Below are 20,062 nucleotides of genomic sequence, written 5' to 3'. Positions count from 1 at the left end.
GCCGGTCTTTATGTGTAATTACATTTTTAGATTTTATTTAACGCCTATGTGGGTAAGGAGATGAATCTCTTTTAAATATATGTTAATAATTATGGAACCTTTGAAGCAAAATAGTATTTTAGAAAACATAAGGAGGGTAGTCATAAAATGAACATTGAATGGGAAGGATTCATTGAACAATGCACGGAAAAAGGATACAGGCCTCATGATGTAGAACGGATGATTTATTTATACGAAATGTTCAAAGAACAAGATGAAGTATTGAAGGAACAGTTGTGGCAGGAAGAAAATGAGGAAGCTCCATTTTAATAGGAAACCATCTTGATGCGAAATCAATCATTTTTTCATTGTTTAGTGGAAATTTCGGGAATCCTTTAAATAATAAAATTCGAAGGAGAAGCAACTCGTTAAATACGTTAGTGATTGAAATCATTAAGTGGGATGTTAGAAATTGGAGTAAATCACTTCATCATTATTGGTCAAATAAGACTAGTTTGGAATTAATGAACTGTAGGGCGTTGCATTGGAGATTGGCAGCAGGGATGGCGGCCTGTCTCTTTGTCTTGCTAAACAAGGGTTTAAAGTAACTAGCAATGATATTACCCGCCCTTCAGGAATAGTCAGAATTATACGTATAAAAAAAGGGATTGAACATATGGGCCAGTACAACGAATAAATATATACTGATTTCTGGATTGTGAGTTGTTCTTTCTAGTGAAGTAGATTATTTATATGCTTACTTACAATCTATTAATCTTACCCAAGCGGAATATAACCGAATTACGAAAAATGCGCAAGCTGCGGCTAAACTTTTAAAAACAGCTGCTACGCCTGAACAGCTTTCCAATGAAAATCGAGCAAAAGTGGCGCGTTTGTCCTTGGAAAGTGCGCAATGCACACTTACAGATAGCTTTTGTTGATGAAAATGGCAATGCCTTTGATTTGAATAGTTTAACTTCGAAAAACGCGGAAGCACTGAAACTTCAAATTAAGGACCTTAAAGGCAACGTATTGGCAACTGTTGACCCAAAGAAAGAAGATTTAAACCCTGCCGTGCTTAATGCTAAGATTGGTGCTTTAAAAGATGCCATCCAAGCTAAAAAGGGTCTTGAGAAGTCAAAGAACTTTGTTCCAATGCCAAACTCTCCGCTGCCAAAGACGGCTACTGACCTACCTGCAGGCATGGCGCTTGGCGGATTGCTTATCGTTTTTGGCGGGCTTGCGTTCATCCCAACGATGAGAGCGGTTCGCAGAATGGAGAATCAAGCTTAATCCAATGGAACAAAAACAAAAAAGAAAAAGGAAAAGAAGAAATCGCAACAGGTTAAAGTGGGTTTTGATTAGCATCCCCATCTTATTAATCATTGCAGGGGCGACCGTGATCAGTGTATTTGGCTGGGAGATGACAAAGCAAACAACCCTTTTGGCCAAGACGGTCGTGAAGCCATATGAACCTACCCAGGTGAAACGGGTATTCGATACCGAGACATGGCCGACTATGCCTGCTCCAGGTGAACGGCTTGGGCGGTTGACGATTTCTTCTTTGGATTTGTCGTATCCGGTTGTTCAAGGCACCCATAACAATGAACTTAAAATGGGCATCGGTCATATGGCAGGCAGTACTCTCCCGGGACAAGGAGGACACGTGCTCCTAAGCGGCCATCGGGATACTGTTTTTCGGAAGTTAGAAGGGCTAAAACTTGGAGATCAGATTACGTTCTCCACTCCATATGGTGATTTTATTTATGTAGCCACCGACACCAAGATTGTAGATGCCGACGATGAAACCGTGGCTGTGCCAACAGATTATGAGACGTTAACCCTGTCGACTTGTTATCCATTCACCTATATTGGAAACGCCCCTCAGCGGTTTATCGTCTATACAAAACTAATTAGCAATCCACTTGTGGAGGATAAAGCCTCCTGATAAGGGAAGCAGGGAATAGTTCCCTGCTTCTTTTTTATGGGGAGAAACAAGGGACAGTATCGGAAGGCCCAAGTAATTATCCATGCTTGTTCTGTCTATTTAATTCCAAATCCAAGAGAATAGGTTAATTTAAGAGCGGTTTACGTCGCAGTGGCAACGATGGTCACCTTCTGTTATATGGCCGTGGTTATCATGTGCCAAATGATGATGAGTATGGTAAAGTAAAAAAGGGATGTTAGGATTAATAGTTGCCTTAGTTGAAAAGTTGATATAGTTTTTGTCCCAAGTGTACATACTATGATGGATTATGTTCTTATCCGGCAGCATGCAAAAGCTATACATAGGCAATATCCCTGTTAAAAATTATTAAATTTAATGTAGAGGTGTGGCGTCATGAGTCTAAAATATGCGGTCATTGGTTGTGGAAGGATTTCACCAAATCATATTGCAGCTGCATTAGAAAACAATCTCGAAATGGTTGCATTATGTGATGTAATTCCTGAAAACATGGCAGATAAACTGGACAAATTTAATCTTCCAAAAACCACTCGCTTGTATACAGATTATAAGGAGTTGCTTGAAAAGGAAAGGCCTGAATTAATTGCTATTTGTACAGAAAGTGGCAAACACGGGCAAATTGCGTTGGATTGCATTGAGGCAGGCAGCCATTTGATTATTGAAAAGCCGATTGCCCTTTCATTGGAAGAAGCGGACCAAATTATTAACAAAGCAAAAGAACAGAACGTTAAAGTGAGTGCCTGTCACCAAAATCGTTTTAATAAATCCATTCAAAAAATCAGAGAAGCCGTCGAAGAGGAGCGCTTTGGCAGATTAATGCACGGCACTGCTCATATTCGTTGGAACCGTGGGGAAGATTACTATAAGCAAGCCCCTTGGCGCGGCACTTGGGAGCAAGATGGCGGTGCCCTTATGAATCAATGTATTCATAATATTGACCTGTTACGTTGGATGATGGGTGACGAAATTGTCGAAGTTGTTGGTATGACGGATAACATGAGACATAGCTTCATTGAAGCGGAAGACTTAGGTATTGCACTGATTAAATTTGCAAACGGCAGCTACGGAATTGTCGAAGGAACCACGAATATTTATCCGCAAAACCTGGAAGAAACGTTATATATTTTTGGTGACAAAGGAACGGTTAAAGCTGGTGGGAAATCAGTCAATATTATTGAGGAATGGCACTTTGCCGATGGGAAAGACGACCCTGAAGAAGTTAAGGCAAAGTATCAGGAGAATCCCCCAAATGTTTATGGATTCGGACACAATCCATTATACACCGATGTAATTGATGCGATTAAGAATGATCGGGACCCTTATGTTACTGCAGAGGATGGCCGACGTGCTTTGGAACTCGTGCTTGCGATTTATAAATCAGCTGCAGAAGGTAAGAGTGTAAAGTTACCAATGGATAAATGCAGCACGCTTGACTTCAAAGGAAGATTTGATAAGTAACCACTTTTAGCAGGAAGTTCACCATTATAATAAGTGGGGGAGAACCCCCATTAGAAGAAATGAGGAAGCAGGTAACCCCCGCTTCCTCATTTTAATTACTCATGTGTATCAGAGCAGAAACATACCGCCCTGTTCAGGCGGTCTCAATCGCATGAAATCCATATGTTTCATACAGAGCAATGGCTCGTTCATTATGTTTTTGTGTAGTTAAATAAGCTTCTTGATGGTACTTGCACATCTGGGACAGGGCATAGGTTAACAACGGTTTGGCTAGCTTTTTTCCTTGATAATCCGGGATGATTGTCACCCAGTGAATTCGTCCAATCCTCCTGCCTTCAAACTCCCCGTACCAGGCCATAATTGTCCCAATCGCCTCTCCCTCAGGATTTTGCAGGAAAAAGCAACGCTGCTTCAGGTCGGCTTCGTATCCGTGAAATTCGCTGTGGCATCGTTGTAAAGCGGCTCCTTCGTCTGCAAATTCCCCGGCAAGTGTTTCAATTCTTGCCCACGTTGTTTCATCTCCAGACTGAAACGTTCGAATCGAATAGCTCGGCGGCAAAGGAAGCGGACTGTCACGATAGATCTTGTCACAATACATTATTAACCTCATAGTTGCACCACCTTTTTTATACGTGATTCACAGTTTTATCACTTACTATTTCTAAGGCACCAGTAGAATGTACTGCACCCCAAAAGTTAGAGCGAAAATCTGACTTTTGGGGTGTTTATTTTTGGGTAAATATAGTGAAGAATTTAAACTTATGGTGGTTAGGGAGTATCTAGAAGGAAAACTTGGATATAGAGCTCTTGCCAAGAAACATGGGATTAAGGGGAAATCAGCCATTGAAAGATGGGTAAAAATTTACAAGAAGTTCGGACAAAAAGGATTAGCGAATAATAAGTCTAATAAAAGATACTCTGTTCAATTAAAGCTGGATGTATTAAGCTTTATAAAAAGAACAGGTTCTTCAGAAACTGAAGCAGCCCTTCACTTTGGGATAACCAACCCGGCTATAATATCCTCATGGAAAAAAGTATTCTTAGAGGGTGGGACTGAAGGTCTGAAAAGCCCGAAAGGACGGCCACCCATGTCTGATATAGCTAAAAACAAAAAAGACAAACAAACAAAAAAGAGCGATATGACATATAAACAACAATTGGAAAGAGAAAACGAACTTTTACGTTTAGAGGTTGAATACTTAAAAAAGTTGCGAGCTTTTCAGATGGATCCGGAGGGGTATCTCGAAAAGCACAAGCAGCATTATCATTCGAACTCAAAGAAACCTTCAAACTAAAAGATGTTTTACAAATAGTCGGCATCCCTGAATCCTCCTACCATTATCATATAAAAATGATGAATAAAGAAAATCCAGACCAGGAGCTGGAGGAACTTATTCAATCCATTTTCGAGGAACACAACGGAAATTATGGTTATCGTCGTATTCAATTAGAATTGCAAAACCGTGGAGTTGAAGTGAATCATAAAAAGGTGCAACGCATCATGAATAAGCTTGGGCTCAAGGGAGATAAATTCAGATTAAAATCACGCAAGTACAGTTCTTATAAGGGTTCGACTGGAACAGTTGCCAAGAACCTTATTAATCGCCGTTTTAAAACAAATGTGTGTCATCAAAAATTAACCACAGACATGACGGAATTCAAGTGTTTAGATGGTGTAAAACTGTATCTAAATCCAATTATGGATATGTTCAATGGTGAAATTATTTCATTCGGGATAGGTATGCGGCCAACCTTAGAATTAGCTCTCACTCCCCTCCAGGAAGCACTAGAAATAGTAAAAGATTCAAAGTTTAGAACTACCATACATTCTGATCAAGGGTGGCATTATCAACATAATAAATGGGTGAAAACCCTCAAGAAATATAAGGTGTTCCAAAGTATGTCGCGTAAAGGAAACTGTTTAGATAATTCGCCAATGGAGAACTTTTTTGGATTACTAAAACAAGAAATGTATTATGGGGAAGCACTGTGCTCATATGAGGAATTAAAAAAGAGAATAAAAGAATATATCGATTACTATAATAACAAGCGTATAAAGCAAAAATTGGCTGGCATGAGTCCGGTTCAATACCGAAACCATACCAGCCAATTAGCTGCATAATATAAAACTCTAACTTTTGGGGGTCACATCAGAACCGTCCCCGTGGTTCCGTCCCCGTGGTTCCAAGGCACTTATCCCCAGGCAGCTCCCCATTTTTTCATTTCTTTTATGATGTTATGTAGTGCTTGTCCTTTTTCGGTTAGTTTGTATTCGACTGTGACTGGTACTGTTGGGTATACGGTTCGAATGAGTATAGTTTGTTCTTCTAGGTGTCTTAATGTATCGGTTAATGCCTTTGGGCTAATTTTGGTTATCGACTTTTGTAATTCTCCAAAACGTTTCGTGCCTTTAAACAGCTCTCTAAGTACGAGAAAGGACCACTTTCCGCCAATGACATTTAGTGCCTTTTCAATGGAACATTCCACATGTACTCTTTCAGTTTGTTTTAATTGGCTCTCTGATCGGTTTACAAGATTCATAAATAATCCCTCTCTTTCTTGTAGTAACTATATTTTTTAAAGCAACTATTGTTGACGTAATTATATCAAATAAATTTCAGTAATTGTTATTTCATTTTAGAAAACATATACTTTTCTGAAAGGGAAGAAAACCCTTACAAGGATGGGGGCCGTGGGGACGGTTCTGGTGGTGCCGTGTTTGGAGACGGTCCCGGGCACCAGGAGAACCGTCCCCGTGGTTCCGAGAGGAGGAACTATTGATATGAAATACAGAAGATTGGGAAAGACGGGCTTGAAGGTAAGTGAGATTAGTTTAGGCAGCTGGTTGACTTATGGGAAGTCTGTTGAAGATAATGTGGCTGAGAAGACGATACATAAGGCGTATGAGTTAGGGGTTAATTTTTTTGATTCTGCTAATGTGTATGAGCGCGGTCAAGGTGAGCGTGTTATGGCTCAAGCGCTGAAGGAGTATCCACGTGAGTCCTATGTGATTACCACAAAAGCATTTTGGCCAATGGGAGAAGGCCCGAATGACCGCGGCTTATCTAGAAAGCATGTAACGGAACAAGTGAATGCCAGCTTAAAGAGAATGAATTTAGATTATGTTGATATTTTTTACTGCCATCGCTATGACCCAGAAACTCCAGTGACAGAAACTTTACGGGCTATTGATGATTTGATTCGCCAGGGAAAAATCCTCTATGCGGGTGTAAGTGAATGGAGCGCAGCCCAAATTGAAGAAGCGATTCGAGTGGCAGATCAATACTTGTTAGACCGCATTGTGGTGAACCAGCCGCAATATAACATGTTCCACCGTTATATTGAAAAAGAAGTGATCCCTGTCAGTGAAAAATACGGTGTGGGACAGGTGGTCTTTTCCCCGCTGGCTCAGGGCGTGTTAACCGGAAAATACAAGGGGAATAACATTCCTGAAGATAGCCGGGCCTCAAACGCATCGATTAATAGCTCTATGAAAAGAATGCTGAATGAGACGATTTTTAGCAGAGTGGATCAGCTGGAGAATGTGGCTAGTGAACTGGGAATCACATTGCCTACACTTGCATTGGCATGGATTTTAAGACAGCCGAACGTTTCAAGTACGTTAATCGGTGCAAGTAAACCAAGCCAAGTGGAAGAGAACGTGAAAGCCGTTGACGTTCAACTCTCAGCTGAGGTTATTGAAAAAATCGAGGGCATTCTGGAATAGTAATTTTTGAAAAAATAGGGGTCATAGTATCTATGGCCTCTTTTCATACATGAAAGAGGTGAAAAGTATGAAGTATAGAAGATTAGGAAAAACTGATTTAAATGTTTCAGTCATTGGGGTCGGTACATGGCAATTTGGCGGCGATTGGGGGAGGGACTTCAATCAAGGTGAGGTAGATGCCATTCTGACGCGAGCGAAGGAATTGGGCATTAATTTGATTGATACAGCGGAATGCTACGGGCCTCATCATCTGTCTGAACGCTTTATAGGGGACTTTCTTTCTCGAGACCGTCGTGAAGACTGGGTCGTGGCTTCAAAGTTTGGCCATATCTGGCATGATAAATGGGGCCATGCTTGGAGTGTCGATGAAGTCCGTGTCCAATTAGAGGAATCTTTAAAGTCATTACAGACCGATTATATCGACCTTTATCAATTCCATTCAGGAACAGATGATGATTTTAATAACGATGATTTATGGACCATGTTGGATAAGCAAGTACAAGCAGGAAAAATTCGAAACTTGGGGATTTCGATCGCAAATAACAATAATATCTATCAAACTTCTAACGCCACAAAGGTTGGGGCAAAAGCGATTCAAGTTGTGTATAATCGAATCGACCAAATTCCAGAGGAGCAAGTTTTTCCTTCTTGTATTGAACAGGACCTGGGTGTGTTAGCGAGAGTGCCTTTGGCAAGTGGGTTCTTGAGTGGAAAATATAAACCGGGTGCTGTGTTTAGCGATAAAGTAAGAAAACGCCGCACTCAAGAAGATGTGGATGAGAAGCTGCGCTTGGTGGAGCAAATTCAACAGAATGAACTGCCAGAGGGAGTCAATATGGCAGAATGGGCGCTGGCGTGGTGCTTGCAGCATCCAGCCGTCACCACTGTCATCCCGGGCTGTAAAAGTGTGGAACAAGTAGAGGTAAATGCAAGAGCGGCGCAGCTTGATCTCGTAAAAGAATAGCCATCCGAGTGCCATCATTAAATCGTCCGATTAGTTTTGGATGGTCCTAATATAAGATATAACAATAAAGTGCAGGGTTTTCCGCCGGAAGCTCTGCACTTTTATTTTGTATTACATATCGTTGCTGTGCCTAACTTCTTTCAGGTACATTTTCTTGGTTGAAGTATGCGTGATATTCATTATCGTCTTTCTGTACCGGCATTATTGACGTTTATTTTGGTTTGCGGCAAAAAACCTCTTCTAATGAACAGTGCTAAAACAAGTGCAAAAATGAGAAGATATAGGGTCATGAAAAACGAATGGTTGATTCCGCTCAGCATCGCTGATAGAGTATCGCTGCCTGATTGAATGACTTCGTTTGACTTCTTTGTCATGATTGTGAATAGGAAGGCCGTACCAACACTTCCTGCCATATAGTTGATTGTGCTGTTCATTGCCGTTCCATGCGGATACAACTCTTTTGGCAGTTGATTTAAACCGTTTGTCTGTACCGGCATCGCGACCATCGACATCCCAAACATCCGGATTGTATGCATAATCGTAACCATGGCGTATGAGGTTTCAAGCGAAAGAACGCTAAAATACCAAGTTGTTAAAATGATGATACTAAGACCGACAATGGCCATCACTCTTCCGCCAAATCTATCAAACACTTTGCCGACAATCGGCGCCATGATAGAGGTTACGATGACACCAGGCAGCATCATAATTCCCGCATCAATGGGTGAAATACCAAGAACGGACTGAACATAGATGGGGAGTATCATCATGGTTGAGTACATGATAATTTGTGTTACGGTCAATATTCCGGATGAAAGTGCATACATCGGATAGGTGAAAATTCTAAAATTAAGCATAGGACTCTCTTGTCGTGTCTGCTTTAACACAAAAAGGACAACTGAAATGATTCCTGTGACGATCGTAATAATAATAACCGGTGAGTTCCATCCATTTTTTCCGGCAGCACTGAATCCGTATAATAGATTCCCAAAACCGATGCTAGAGAGGACCAGCGACATTTTATCCAATGTGATCGGTTTCTTTTCTGGATGACTTTTTAATAGGAAAAATCCAATTATGACAACCATCACCGTCAACGGGGCTACAAAATGGAACAGCATTCTCCAATCATAATGTTCAATGATCCAGCCCGATAAAGTTGGACCAATTGCTGGAGCCGCTGTAAAAACAAGACTATAAATTCCCATCGCTGTTCCTCTTTTTTCAACCGGGAAACTCACTAGCATCACATTTAAAAGTAATGGCATCATAATGGATGTTCCGGCAGCCTGAGTCATTCTCCCTAACAAAAGAATGGGAAAATGGTACGCACTTCCGGCGATGATCGTACCAAGCGAAAAAAGGATCATGGCTGATAAAAATAATCTCTTTATACTATATTTTTGAATGATAAATGCAGAAGCTGGCGTTAATATCCCGTTCACCAACATATAACCAGTTGTTACCCACTGTACAGTAGCTGGGTCAATTTTTAAATCGACCATTATGGAGGGTAAAGCAATATTTAATAATGTATTATTTAAAACGCAAATGAAAGCACCGAACATAAGGATGATAATCATCCCGTATTGCGGTCTCCCTGAATCAATCTTTTCCACCATTTACCTTCTTTCATTGACCTTTTATCATAGAGAATACACATATTATTTAAACAAACAATTGCAAAAAAAAATAGCCCCCAGGTCTGTCTCAAAACAATCCTCGAGGGCAACAATTGAGGAAGCGGTGCTAAGGACCATGGGGACGGTTCTTATAGGGGACAATCGGAAGTTTTGCGCGTAAAAAGGCACAGCTAGTGAACTGAACTAGCTGTGCCTTAGTGCTTTCTAATGAAACGCGTCCATTTGCGCAAAATTTTTGATTGCCCGAGAAGAATGAAGTCGCGGCCCCCTTCTCTATGGGGATTCAATCTTTTTCTTACCCTATTAATTTTTGTTTTTTCTTCTATTTTGAATCTGCTACCAGCGTTCCTCTTTGATTTTCATTGTTTTTGGGTAAACTTTCCCCCTCCCCACTGAAGAGGCTTTTTAAAATGGTATTCAGTTTTTTCTGCTTAAGGCAGCCCGTCTGATACGGCAGCCACCAGGTGTGCTTTTTTACAGGAAGGACATAAAGTGATGTCTTTCCCAATAAGTTTAGAAACTATTTCAATGGTACTAAGTCCTTCAAAAGCTGGTTTGTAGACTCGGCTTTGGGTTAAAATCCTGCAGATTCTTAGTTTGGTTTTCTTATTCCGGTTGGCCAGTATTCCGTAATGCCTGATTTTCACTAATCCCTTCGGGAGAATATGCATGAGAAATCGGCGAATAAATTCCACACCTCTCATCGTAATAGTGTTTTTCCGACTATTGTCCCGATAATTTTTTGCCCGAAAGGTGACAGTATCTTTACCAATTGAAATAATTCGTTGATTGGAGATCGCGATTCGATGAGTATAACGGCCAAGATATTGCACCACTGCCAATGGACCTGAGAAGGTTCTTTTCGTATAGCTATACCAGTTTATTGAATAACATTTGTCTATTAACCGCTGAAATTGTTTTGGATCTTCGTAACTCTTTGCCTCGTTATAAAACTGGAGTCGGTTCTGTTCATAATATTGCTTTAAAAAGTATAGATACTTCCCACGGAATTTCTTAGATAACACTTTTACAGGGATGAAAAACTTATGACTGGAGTTACACCAGCGATTTAGTTTGTTTAATCCTCCAGCCAATACCACGGTATGAATGTGAGGATGATAATGCAAATTTTGACCCCAAGTATGCAAGACAGAAAAAAAACCGATTTGGGCTCCCAAATATTTAGGGTCTTGGGCTAGTTCCGATAAGGTCTCCGAGACGGCTTTATACATTAAATCATAAAGTAGTTTCTGATTATGATAAATTAACATGTGCAGCTGTTCCGGCATGGTAAAAACCACATGAAAATATGGGGCGTTAAGGATATCCTTTTTCCTTTTATCAATCCAGACCTCTTTTGTCACCCCTTGGCACGACGGGCAGTGCCGATTCCGGCAAGAATTATAACTTACTTGAGTATGACCACAATTATGACATCCATAGGCATGGCCACCGAGGGTGGCCGTTCTGCAGTTCATGATTGCCCTAGCTGCCTTGGCTTGCCCTTTTGATGGTCTGTACTTTTCTACATACATGGGATAGAATTTCCGAAAAATTTCTTGGATTGTACTCATGCCTTATCCCCTCCGGTATCTAAGGGGCTCTTGATTCCCATGACACTCTTGGAGGTCATATGCAGGTACGTTAAAGTAGTTTTCAAACTCTTATGCCCAAGCATCTGTTGGATGAACACTGGTTCCACCCCATCTTCTAAAAGATGCGTGGAAAAACAATGTCTAAGTGTATGAGCAGAAATATTCGGATCAAGTTGAAGCTTGTCTTTTAACTTAATTAAGGTATTTTTTATCGTTTTGACATGAATAGGGTCCGACTTATCTCGACCTGGAAATAACCAATCATTCCGTGTATAATCTTTGGAAAAGTAATGTTTAAAATATTCCCTCAGCACTATCAGTGCTGTCTCGGATAGAATGGTATATCGATTGGTATTGTGTTTAGCGTTTTGGACGCGAACTCGCATACTCTTACTATCAATATCGCAAATTTTTAATTTAGCTACTTCGCTAACTCGAAGTCCACTGCCGTAAATTAATGCAAGAATGGCTTTATGCTTCAAGTTATTGGTTGAATTTAATAGTAAAAGAACTTCTTCTTTAGGTGGGATGACAGGGAAACTTTGGGCTCTTTTCATCCTCGGAACCTTAATAGAATTCCATTCCTTTTCTAAAACATAGGTATAGAAGAACTTAATCGCAGAAATGTAATTATTAATGGTTCCTGGGGATAGACCCTTGTCTTTTTTGAGGTAAAGGATGTATTGTTGGACATCCTCCAAGGTCATTTCTTCTATGGGTCTAGTGTGTTCCTGCATATAACTCAGAAAAGCGTTCATTCTGCGCCAGTACGATTCTTTTGAGGAATCCGGGGTGCCCTTAAGCTCAAAGTATAACTCCACTTTTTGTTCATATTGATTCATGATGTTTCCTCCTGATGTTGATTAATAGCTAAGTAATAGATCAATAATCAGAAGGCAGGAGGAGCCCTGTTTGGAAAAGGGAAAATATGTAGATTTATTTTTTGGAAAGTGCGTGATATAATCTTCAAGTGAAAAAGTATGTCCTTCCTTGGTTGTTTTGTTTGGCGATAAAACAATACCACAGAGAACATACTTTTTCATTTTTTTTATACTTTTTTAGGTGCGAGTGGGGTTTTAAAAAGCCATCGCGTAGCGATTTCGTTCTTCTAGTGGTCCCGAAGGACAGCGGCTCGGGATCTCCAGGAGAACCGTCCCCGTAGTTCCTCCCCAACAATTGAGGAAGTGGTGCTGAGGGTATAGATCTAAAGCGAGTTTGATAATTAAGCGGACAAATTTCCCTTAATTAAAAAATTTGTACTAAAAAGGGCTTTAATAAACGGAGAGATTCCGTCTATTGACTAGAAAAACGTGAAAATGGGTCATTTTTCTTTGCATAGCGGAAAAATCTCCGCTTAAATAACCCGAATCGGGCTCTATTTGGCGGCTTAATCGTAAATCTACGCTTATTTTTAATATTAACACCTGACCACATAAATGAAGATAAGGCTTCCCGTTAATCCATTTGGAAGTTGGCTTTCGTTGCCGTCGGACTGTTCATTTCGTAGATGGTGAACAGCTTCCATATTTCCTAGTTCACCTTAACTTGGTACCATAATCTAAAAATTCTAAAAAATATGCTATGATATATGGTGAGAACTATTAACATTGGGGGGATCGTCGGTGAACAAGGAAGAATTTATGGCACATATGGAGCATGCTTATGATACATACGCCATCAAACCAGAAAGTATCTTTATGTTCAAGCTGCTGCAGTTTGAGTTTGATTATAATGATGAGGCAAGAACCTGTACCATTACGTGTCCAGTTACTGACATTATGTATAACCCGGCTGGAATCGTGCATGGCGGCATCTTTACCTTTCTCGCTGACACAGCAATGGGTCATCTAAACTTTCGGGTGAAGGACGCACCCTATGTATCGCTGGAATTGAAGACGTCTTTTTTTAAAGCGACGAAGTCCGGAAAATTGATTGCCACCTCTCGTTATAAAAAGGAAGGCTATAAAATTTCATTCATGGAAGCAGACGTCCGGAACGAAGAAGGCGAATTATTGTGCACAACCACTGGAACATTCTATCGATATGACAAGTGACGAGGGCGGGACCAGAGGGACGGTTCTGCTGGCGCCTGCGCCACTAGAACCGTCCCCCTGGGGACCCCTGGGGTTGAACAAATTATGCTTTCTCTTGCAGGGCTTGGATGCGAATCGGTTTTAATATAATGGCTAATAGCACAACAATTGCTGCAATGACGACGGTTGAATAGAATAACCCGCCATAGCCATTTTGTGCAGCGATTAAGGTGATTTGGTCGACACTGGATTGGATCATCTCTTTTAACGTTGGATCCTGGATTTGCTCCAATATCTTTGTGTAGTCTGTGTTCGATGAGGGATGACTGGTAGACATGGTGCTGACTACCTGCTGGAATTCTTGCATCGCCTCTGGACTTAAATCAGCATTTTCCATTTTCTTCTGTAAAATTTTGCTGAAATCACTTTTGAATAGACTTGGCAGCTGGTTAAACCCGCGTACAATGAATCCAGCATAAATGGCTGGGGCAATCGTCATCCCAATTTGACGGGAGAGGGAGAGTCCCGCTAGTGCTGACCCTTTATCTTTTTCAAGACGCTCAGTCGCTAAAATATTCAATGGCGCTCCTAAAAGAATCCCCATCCCAAGACCAGCGATACAGGAAGAAATGATAAATTGCCATTTCACATCAATCCATGTTGGGAATAGGACAAAGCCAATCGCCGTTACCAAACCAGATAGAAACACAGCAAGAATCGGTCCTTTTTTATCAACAAGAATCCCGCCAAATGCGGCACCGAAGCCGGATGCTAATGCCAATGGTGTCATCCAATAGCCTGAGTTTTCCGCAGCGATTCCTAATACTTGTTCTGAAAAAGCAGGGATATATATCATTCCTGCCAGTAAGGCACCGGATAACGCCCCAATTAATAATGTCAGTAAGTAGGTAGGGCGGACGAGCAGGCCGACTGGTAAGATCGGGTCCCCATTGCGACTTTCTAAAGTACGGTCATAGAAGATTAATCCGGTAAATAAAATCATTCCTGCTAATAAGTAGCCATAAACATCAGGAGTTGCCAGGCTGTCTAGTAAAGACACCCCTTCAATGTTTGTTAGACCATACATGATACTCAGAACGGCTAATGATAAAAGAATTGTTCCAATTAAATCAAGTTTCCCAACAGAAGCTTCCTTCGTCTCCTGGATTTTCAAGGCACCCAAAACAGCTAATATCACAGCAATTGGCACATTAATCAGGAAGAGGAAATGCCAGTTTTCCGTTATATCCAAAATCAAGCTGCCAAGGTTTGGTCCTAGAATCGCCCCAACCCCATTCATCGCCCCTAACATCCCAAGTGCTTTCCCTTGTTTTTCAGCTGGGAATGTACTTAACACATGGGAGCTGCCAATGATGAAGATTCCGCCGCCGCCCATTGCTTGGATGAACCGGGCTGCTAAATAAAATCCAAAATTCGGGCTTAAAGCTACCAATAATGAACCAAGTCCAAATAGGGCAATTTCCACGATAAATAGTTTTTTCCGGCCGTAGCGATCGGAAATTTTCCCTACTATCGGAATACTAATGGCTAAGCCTAGTGTATAAATCGTTACACCCCAGGCCCCCCCAGTTGGCTGAAACATCGAACGAACTGTTAATTGTTGTGAGAGCAGCACTAATAATCCCGTTATCGAGAGCGGCCATTAATACCCCGAAACAGAACAATGTAATCGCCCATGTGGAACTCGACGATTTATTACTCATACCTTCATCTCCTTTTATTTTATGAAGAATTTAAAGTGACACAAGTGTCACTTTTGATAAAAAAAATAGAGCTATAACCTAAATTATAAATAGTTAGGGGGATTATTACAAAGGATTTTTACTGATCAGTGTGAAAGGCCAACCACACAGGGTCGGCGTTTTCACGGTTTAGTTTTGTAGCCCGCACACTTATTTTGCAGTTTTTACACGTAATGGTTTAAAAATAGATAGAACGTAAATGACTAACCCGGCAATCCCAATTCCTAGGATTGTGTTAAAGGATTGGCCAGTGTAGAAGCCGCTGCCGAAGTAGAAAATTTCACGTAACCCGTCAGCAGCAAAGCGGATCGGAACCCAAGGGCGAATGAAGGTTACAAAGAAATCTGGAAGCATTTCTTTTGGCATCATGAGAACTCCCATACCTAACAGCATCACGACCATGAATAAGGTAATAGCAGGTTTGCCAATCCATGCCGTAACAGCTGATACTAATAAGAAGAAACAGAAGGCTGCAAACGATACAAACGAACCAACTAAGAAATAGTTACGCATATTGATGCCAGCGATGGAGCCTAATGTAGCAACGGTAAAGCCTGAGAAGAGGGCGATGATAATCCCAAATAAAGCTTGGCTGCCGAATAGGCGTAATGTTTGTTTGCGTGTTAACAATTCCTTTTTTAAGATGTTGGATGTTGATAAGAATAAAATGAAACCGCCAATTAATGCACCTACCCAAGCAGGGACTGCCATTAAGGTCGGGGCGCTGCCATTTGCTGTAGAAGCGGTGATCGCATTGAATACTTTCTCCTCAGCCACAATCGGGTTTACCAGTATGGATGCTTGAGTGGAATTAATTTGTTGATCCTGCATTTGGGCGATAAAGTTGGCAGAATATTGTTTGTTCAATTGCGTGATTAATGAGTTTAAAGCCGTTTTGGCATAGTTTGCGCCTGTCATGTTATAGCCTTGATTAATATAAATCTTTAAGGTTGCTGGCGAGTTGGTCGCCACTGCGTTTTGCAAGGAATCATTATAACCTTCAGGAATCACTAATGCGGCGTAATACTTTTTGTCTTTAAATAACTCTTCAATGTTTGCTTCTTTTTCATTTGTAAAAGCTAACATTGGTGTTTCCCCATCGATGCCTTTACTCATTTGGGTAACGGCTGATTGGACCGCATCTACATGATTTCCCTCATCATTGACAATGAGTGCCACAGGTAGATTTTTTACTTTTGGATCACCTTGAGCGAATAAGTTTACCGAGAACAGCGCAATGATTAATATAACAGCAATGGGAGCAGCCCATGCTAATTTTTCTTTGAACAATCTCAAATGTTTTCACCCTTTCTGAATTTCCAACATGTTGTTGAATGGTATGTGAATATCTTATAATCGGGGTGTACCTAAAGCAATGAACAAAAATGAAGAGATTGTTGGATTTTCAGAAGAAGGTGATGGCTATGAGCATTTATACAGAGAAAAATCGAAGAACAAAGCAGTTGATTCAAAACTCATTCTTGCAAATTTTGGAGAGTAAGCCGTTTGAATCGATTACGATAGGGGATATTACCAAGTTAGCGAAAATCAATCGCGGAACATTTTATTTTCACTTTATTGATAAATTCGATTTACTGGATCAAATAGAGCAGCAATTGTTTGCGGAGATAGGTAATCATATCGATGAATTGCAATCTCGCTATTCTTCTATTCAGACATTTGAAAAAGAACAAGAGCATTTAGCCGCTACGCTATTCAGCGTTATTGAATACCATACACCGATATTAAAGATATTTTTGAGCGATCATGGCAGAGCGGGGTTTCACCTTCGATTTCGGGATGCCTTTTCAGCCAAAGTGCGTTCCAATCTAGAGAAAAATGAAAACTTCCTTGCCCATTTAAAGGTCCCGATCGACTACTTCTTAGCCTTCATCACATCTGCTTTCTTAGGATTAATCGAACAATGGGTTCAGAATGGTTTAGATAAAACGCCTCAAGAAATGACCGCCTTATATATTGATATTATTTCCTTTATTCAAAAGTAAGGGGGCCATGGGGACGGTTCTAGTGGCTCCGATGGAGACGGTCTCCGGCGCCAGTAGAACCGTCCCCCTGGTTCCGTGGTTCTTTTTGTCACAGAATTTCTTAAACTTAAATGATTGACATTTTCGTCTGTGAGGATTAAATTGGATATGTAAACGCTTTAAAAATCTAAAACGTTTTCGGGTGTTTTATTTAAATAATACTTCATGAAGAAATTATATTTTTTACACCAAAGCTAAAACGTTTTCGTACACTCTCTTAAAATAATTTTTCGTGAAGTAAATGCATTTTTTTTTTGCAACGACCTAAAACGTTTTCGGAAAGAGGAATATTTTTATGATGGATTATTCACTAGGAACTGGAGAATACAAGAATTGGATAGTAGCAGATGTAGACTTTTCTCCTGATTTTCTAGGTAAAAGCGAAGCAATCATGACCCTGGGAAATGGGTACATGGGATTACGGTCAGCTGCGGAAGAACCATACATAAAAGAAACTAGAAATCTGTTTGTAAACGGGACTTTTAATAAAGCTGAGAGTAATGAAGTAACAGAGTTGCCGAACTTGGCAGACTTTACAAGAATAGATATCCGGATTGATGGAGAAAGATTCAGTTTAGAATTTGGGAAAACCAAGGATTACGTCAAGCAATTAAATCTAAAAACGGCCGAATTAACAAGATCTTTTCACTGGACCTCTCCTCACGGAAAAGAATTGCGGTTCCATTTTAAACGATTTGTCTCGTTAGATAATTTGCATTTAGTCGGAATGAAAATGGAAATTCAAAGCTTGACACATCCTGTTGAAATCTCCTTTGACTCAGGAATTAATGCGCAAATGTCGAATTCCGGTTCACAGCATTTCCTTGAAGGTGAGAGAAGGATTTTTGATAAGAAATATATTCAACTGATCCAAACAACCAATGAATCAAACATTGACATCGTTATCAACACCATTCACAAGATTACGATTAACGGTGAGGAATCGGCCGCAACTCCTGAAATGAACATGGGCCGCCGCAAAGTATGGCTGACCCATCAATTCGAACTTCAGCCCAACGATACGTTGACAATGGAAAAATTAACAACGGTTCATACTAGCCGTGATAAAGAATGGAGTAAGGAGGAATATAGTCTTCAACGCCTCCGAGACATTTCATTACTAGATTTGCAGAACCATTTTAACAACGGCTATGATAACCTTTTTCAGACTCATAGAGAAGTTTGGAAGAATACCGTTTGGAACACCTATAATTTCGAGATTGATAGTGACAATCCATTTGATTTGCTCACGTTGCGCTTTTCTCTTTACCACTTAACGATTATGACACCTGCACACGACGACCGGATGGGAATTGGTGCAAAAGCGTTAAGTGGAGAGGGCTATAAAGGACACTCATTCTGGGATACAGAAATTTTTATTCTTCCATTCTTCATTTATTCTAATCCGGAAGTAGCAAGATCACTCTTAACCTATCGATATCATGGCTTAGCAGGCGCACGTCAAAAAGCAAAAGACAATGGCTATGAAGGTGCTATGTATCCTTGGGAAGCTGCTTGGCCTACTGATGGCGAGGTTACGCCAATCTGGGGCGACGTTGATGTTGTTACGGGAGAACAAATGAAAATCTGGTCTGGGTTTATTGAGCAGCATATTACATCTGATATCGCCTTTGCGGTTTATCAGTACTATAACGTAACGGGTGACCAAGAATTTATGGATCGATACGGGTATGAAATGATCCTAGATACAGCCAGATTCTGGGCAACCCGGATGGAGTGGAACGAAGAGACTGGACACTATCATATTAATAGAGTTATTGGTCCTGATGAATATAAGGAACATGTGGATGATAATGCATTTACCAATTATATGGCTTACTTTACGATGAAGCTGGCGATGAAATACTACGAAGAATTAACGAAAGAAAATCCAAAGCTAGTAGGTGAGCTAGAGGAAAAATTGGGCGTTCACGAATCTTATCAACTCTGGCAGGCAAAGCTTGAAAAACTGATTCTCCCAAATCCGCGAAGTGAAGATTTAGTCATACCGCAAGACAAAACGTATCTTGGGCTGAAGGAAATTGATTTAGAAAAATACAAAAAGCAGACAAAGATTAGAAGTATCTATCGAGATTATAATGCGGACCAAATAAATGAAATCCAAGTGTCAAAACAGGCAGACATTTTAATCTTACTTTATTTGCTGGAACAAACATTTGAACATAACCGCTTCAAAGAAGCAGTGAAACGGGCTAATTTTCACTACTATGAACCTAGAACACTGCATGATTCCAGCCTGAGTTTAGCTACCCACGCCATTTTGGCTAATGATATTGGTGAATACGATCTGGCCTATTCATTGTTCCAAAACTTAAGTGAAATTGACTTAGGCCCAATGATGAATACGTCTGATGATGGGGTCCATGCGGCATCCATCGGCGGGATTTGGAAATCCGTTGTGTTTGGATTTGCTGGAGTAAGGCTTGCTGATGGAAAACTTAGCATTAACCCAAGGCTGCCGGAGAAATGGCATCGGATGAAATTTACGATCAGTTGGAAAGGACAGCCTATAACACTAGCTATTACTGATCAGATCCTATCTGTCATAGCGGAAAACAAAGAAGAAATACAATTCGAAATGAATGGGCAGTTGTATTCTTGCAATCATTCTATCGAAATCCCTATTGGTCAAGCAAATTGACCAACACTGTAGGTCTGGTAGTTATAAAATGAAATCTTTCATTTTATTCCTATATAAAAAAACAAGGTAGTGTCAAAAGTTCTATGAAAACTCCTTAAGGGGTTAGGCTCCTTTCCACATATTGGGTGCGTCGGCCCCGCAACCGCTCTTGACAAACACGCCAATGGTTTGAGATTCCTTTATCAAGGGCGACGGGGACAAAAAGAAGGCATGCCAAATAGCCCTTG

At 40.6% G+C, this 20,062-nt stretch carries 17 protein-coding genes and 1 pseudogene; 11 read left to right on the top strand and 7 right to left on the bottom strand.

Going from position 1 to position 20,062, the window contains the following annotated elements:
* The first annotated feature begins 147 nt into the window (after positions 1-147).
* The 4 genes from ACZ43M_RS24855 to ACZ43M_RS24840 all read left to right on the top strand — a co-directional run bounded on the left by ACZ43M_RS24855 (position 148) and on the right by ACZ43M_RS24840 (position 3,403).
* Positions 148-309: a hypothetical protein gene (locus ACZ43M_RS24855; protein ID WP_464505200.1), complete on the top strand. Its 162-nt coding sequence runs from the start codon at positions 148-150 to the stop codon at positions 307-309.
* Between the two features lie 537 nt (positions 310-846).
* Positions 847-1,272 (top strand): hypothetical protein, encoded by a 426-nt coding sequence (locus tag ACZ43M_RS24850; RefSeq protein ID WP_464505199.1) that lies wholly within the window; start codon positions 847-849, stop codon positions 1,270-1,272.
* A 4-nt stretch (positions 1,273-1,276) separates the two neighbouring features.
* Entirely contained in the window at positions 1,277-1,927 is a 651-nt protein-coding gene (locus ACZ43M_RS24845; protein WP_464505198.1) for a class D sortase, read from the top strand.
* A 393-nt stretch (positions 1,928-2,320) separates the two neighbouring features.
* A complete protein-coding gene (locus ACZ43M_RS24840) occupies positions 2,321-3,403 on the top strand; it encodes a Gfo/Idh/MocA family protein (RefSeq protein ID WP_464505197.1) in 1,083 nt (360 codons plus the stop codon).
* Between the two features lie 133 nt (positions 3,404-3,536).
* On the opposite strand, the gene ACZ43M_RS24835 is transcribed toward ACZ43M_RS24840, so the two are convergent.
* A complete protein-coding gene (locus ACZ43M_RS24835; protein ID WP_464505196.1) occupies positions 3,537-4,013 on the bottom strand; it encodes a GNAT family N-acetyltransferase in 477 nt (158 codons plus the stop codon).
* 121 nt (positions 4,014-4,134) lie between these two features.
* Here ACZ43M_RS24835 and ACZ43M_RS24830 point away from each other — a divergent pair, with 121 nt between their 5' ends.
* Both ACZ43M_RS24830 and ACZ43M_RS24825 read left to right on the top strand, forming a co-directional pair.
* Positions 4,135-4,698, top strand: coding sequence for a transposase (locus tag ACZ43M_RS24830; RefSeq protein ID WP_464505130.1), 564 nt, complete (start codon positions 4,135-4,137; stop codon positions 4,696-4,698).
* Positions 4,599-5,525 carry an IS3 family transposase gene (locus tag ACZ43M_RS24825; RefSeq protein WP_464508107.1) on the top strand — a complete coding sequence of 309 codons (927 nt, stop codon included), beginning with the start codon at positions 4,599-4,601 and terminating at the stop codon, positions 5,523-5,525. The genes ACZ43M_RS24830 and ACZ43M_RS24825 overlap by 100 nt, the downstream gene beginning before the upstream one ends.
* A gap of 71 nt (positions 5,526-5,596) precedes the next feature.
* Here ACZ43M_RS24825 and ACZ43M_RS24820 read toward each other — a convergent pair whose 3' ends face one another.
* Positions 5,597-5,944 (bottom strand): winged helix-turn-helix transcriptional regulator, encoded by a 348-nt coding sequence (locus tag ACZ43M_RS24820; RefSeq protein ID WP_464505195.1) that lies wholly within the window; start codon positions 5,942-5,944, stop codon positions 5,597-5,599.
* 241 nt (positions 5,945-6,185) lie between these two features.
* On the opposite strand from ACZ43M_RS24820, the gene ACZ43M_RS24815 reads away from it, so the two are divergent.
* Together ACZ43M_RS24815 and ACZ43M_RS24810 are read left to right on the top strand one after the other, a co-directional pair.
* Positions 6,186-7,130 (top strand): aldo/keto reductase family protein, encoded by a 945-nt coding sequence (locus tag ACZ43M_RS24815; RefSeq protein ID WP_464505194.1) that lies wholly within the window; start codon positions 6,186-6,188, stop codon positions 7,128-7,130.
* 67 nt (positions 7,131-7,197) lie between these two features.
* Positions 7,198-8,094, top strand: a complete 897-nt coding sequence (locus tag ACZ43M_RS24810) for an aldo/keto reductase (RefSeq protein WP_464505193.1) — start codon at positions 7,198-7,200, stop codon at positions 8,092-8,094.
* 179 nt (positions 8,095-8,273) lie between these two features.
* Here ACZ43M_RS24810 and ACZ43M_RS24805 read toward each other — a convergent pair whose 3' ends face one another.
* The 3 genes from ACZ43M_RS24805 to ACZ43M_RS24795 form a co-directional block, all read right to left on the bottom strand.
* Positions 8,274-9,716, bottom strand: a complete 1,443-nt coding sequence (locus ACZ43M_RS24805; protein ID WP_464505192.1) for a DHA2 family efflux MFS transporter permease subunit — start codon at positions 9,714-9,716, stop codon at positions 8,274-8,276.
* A gap of 452 nt (positions 9,717-10,168) precedes the next feature.
* Positions 10,169-11,311, bottom strand: coding sequence for an IS91 family transposase (locus tag ACZ43M_RS24800; protein ID WP_464503642.1), 1,143 nt, complete (start codon positions 11,309-11,311; stop codon positions 10,169-10,171).
* A complete protein-coding gene (locus ACZ43M_RS24795; RefSeq protein WP_464503641.1) occupies positions 11,308-12,174 on the bottom strand; it encodes a tyrosine-type recombinase/integrase in 867 nt (288 codons plus the stop codon). Before ACZ43M_RS24795 ends, ACZ43M_RS24800 begins: the two co-directional genes overlap by 4 nt.
* A 780-nt stretch (positions 12,175-12,954) precedes the next feature.
* Between ACZ43M_RS24795 and ACZ43M_RS24790 the strand changes: the two genes are divergently transcribed.
* Positions 12,955-13,386: a PaaI family thioesterase gene (locus ACZ43M_RS24790; RefSeq protein ID WP_464505191.1), complete on the top strand. Its 432-nt coding sequence runs from the start codon at positions 12,955-12,957 to the stop codon at positions 13,384-13,386.
* A gap of 82 nt (positions 13,387-13,468) precedes the next feature.
* Here ACZ43M_RS24790 and ACZ43M_RS24785 read toward each other — a convergent pair.
* Both ACZ43M_RS24785 and ACZ43M_RS24780 read right to left on the bottom strand, forming a co-directional pair.
* A pseudogene (locus ACZ43M_RS24785) lies at positions 13,469-15,089 on the bottom strand (MFS transporter).
* A gap of 189 nt (positions 15,090-15,278) precedes the next feature.
* Positions 15,279-16,424 (bottom strand): YhgE/Pip domain-containing protein, encoded by a 1,146-nt coding sequence (locus ACZ43M_RS24780; RefSeq protein WP_464505190.1) that lies wholly within the window; start codon positions 16,422-16,424, stop codon positions 15,279-15,281.
* A gap of 128 nt (positions 16,425-16,552) precedes the next feature.
* Here ACZ43M_RS24780 and ACZ43M_RS24775 point away from each other — a divergent pair, with 128 nt between their 5' ends.
* Both ACZ43M_RS24775 and ACZ43M_RS24770 read left to right on the top strand, forming a co-directional pair.
* Positions 16,553-17,134 (top strand): TetR/AcrR family transcriptional regulator, encoded by a 582-nt coding sequence (locus ACZ43M_RS24775; protein ID WP_464505189.1) that lies wholly within the window; start codon positions 16,553-16,555, stop codon positions 17,132-17,134.
* Positions 17,135-17,468: 334 nt separating this feature from the next.
* Complete coding sequence (locus ACZ43M_RS24770) at positions 17,469-19,835, top strand: glycoside hydrolase family 65 protein (RefSeq protein ID WP_464505188.1); 2,367 nt, start codon at positions 17,469-17,471, stop codon at positions 19,833-19,835.
* Positions 19,836-20,062 lie beyond the last annotated feature (227 nt).

This window comes from Neobacillus sp. B24, from assembly GCF_055381825.1.
This window is presented reverse-complemented; position numbering and strand designations above follow the sequence as displayed.

Excerpts from the sequence above, each read along its gene's own strand:
- ACZ43M_RS24770 (WP_464505188.1), top strand. The coding sequence starts at position 17,469 with ATGATGGATTATTCACTAGGAACTGGAGAATACAAGAATTGGATAGTA.
- ACZ43M_RS24795 (WP_464503641.1), bottom strand. The coding sequence starts at position 12,174 with ATGAATCAATATGAACAAAAAGTGGAGTTATACTTTGAGCTTAAGGGC.
- ACZ43M_RS24850 (WP_464505199.1), top strand. The coding sequence starts at position 847 with ATGAAAATCGAGCAAAAGTGGCGCGTTTGTCCTTGGAAAGTGCGCAAT.
- ACZ43M_RS24805 (WP_464505192.1), bottom strand. The coding sequence starts at position 9,716 with ATGGTGGAAAAGATTGATTCAGGGAGACCGCAATACGGGATGATTATC.
- ACZ43M_RS24810 (WP_464505193.1), top strand. The coding sequence starts at position 7,198 with ATGAAGTATAGAAGATTAGGAAAAACTGATTTAAATGTTTCAGTCATT.
- ACZ43M_RS24815 (WP_464505194.1), top strand. The coding sequence starts at position 6,186 with ATGAAATACAGAAGATTGGGAAAGACGGGCTTGAAGGTAAGTGAGATT.
- ACZ43M_RS24855 (WP_464505200.1), top strand. The coding sequence starts at position 148 with ATGAACATTGAATGGGAAGGATTCATTGAACAATGCACGGAAAAAGGA.
- ACZ43M_RS24840 (WP_464505197.1), top strand. The coding sequence starts at position 2,321 with ATGAGTCTAAAATATGCGGTCATTGGTTGTGGAAGGATTTCACCAAAT.
- ACZ43M_RS24775 (WP_464505189.1), top strand. The coding sequence starts at position 16,553 with ATGAGCATTTATACAGAGAAAAATCGAAGAACAAAGCAGTTGATTCAA.
- ACZ43M_RS24845 (WP_464505198.1), top strand. The coding sequence starts at position 1,277 with ATGGAACAAAAACAAAAAAGAAAAAGGAAAAGAAGAAATCGCAACAGG.
- ACZ43M_RS24800 (WP_464503642.1), bottom strand. The coding sequence starts at position 11,311 with ATGAGTACAATCCAAGAAATTTTTCGGAAATTCTATCCCATGTATGTA.
- ACZ43M_RS24835 (WP_464505196.1), bottom strand. The coding sequence starts at position 4,013 with ATGAGGTTAATAATGTATTGTGACAAGATCTATCGTGACAGTCCGCTT.
- ACZ43M_RS24820 (WP_464505195.1), bottom strand. The coding sequence starts at position 5,944 with ATGAATCTTGTAAACCGATCAGAGAGCCAATTAAAACAAACTGAAAGA.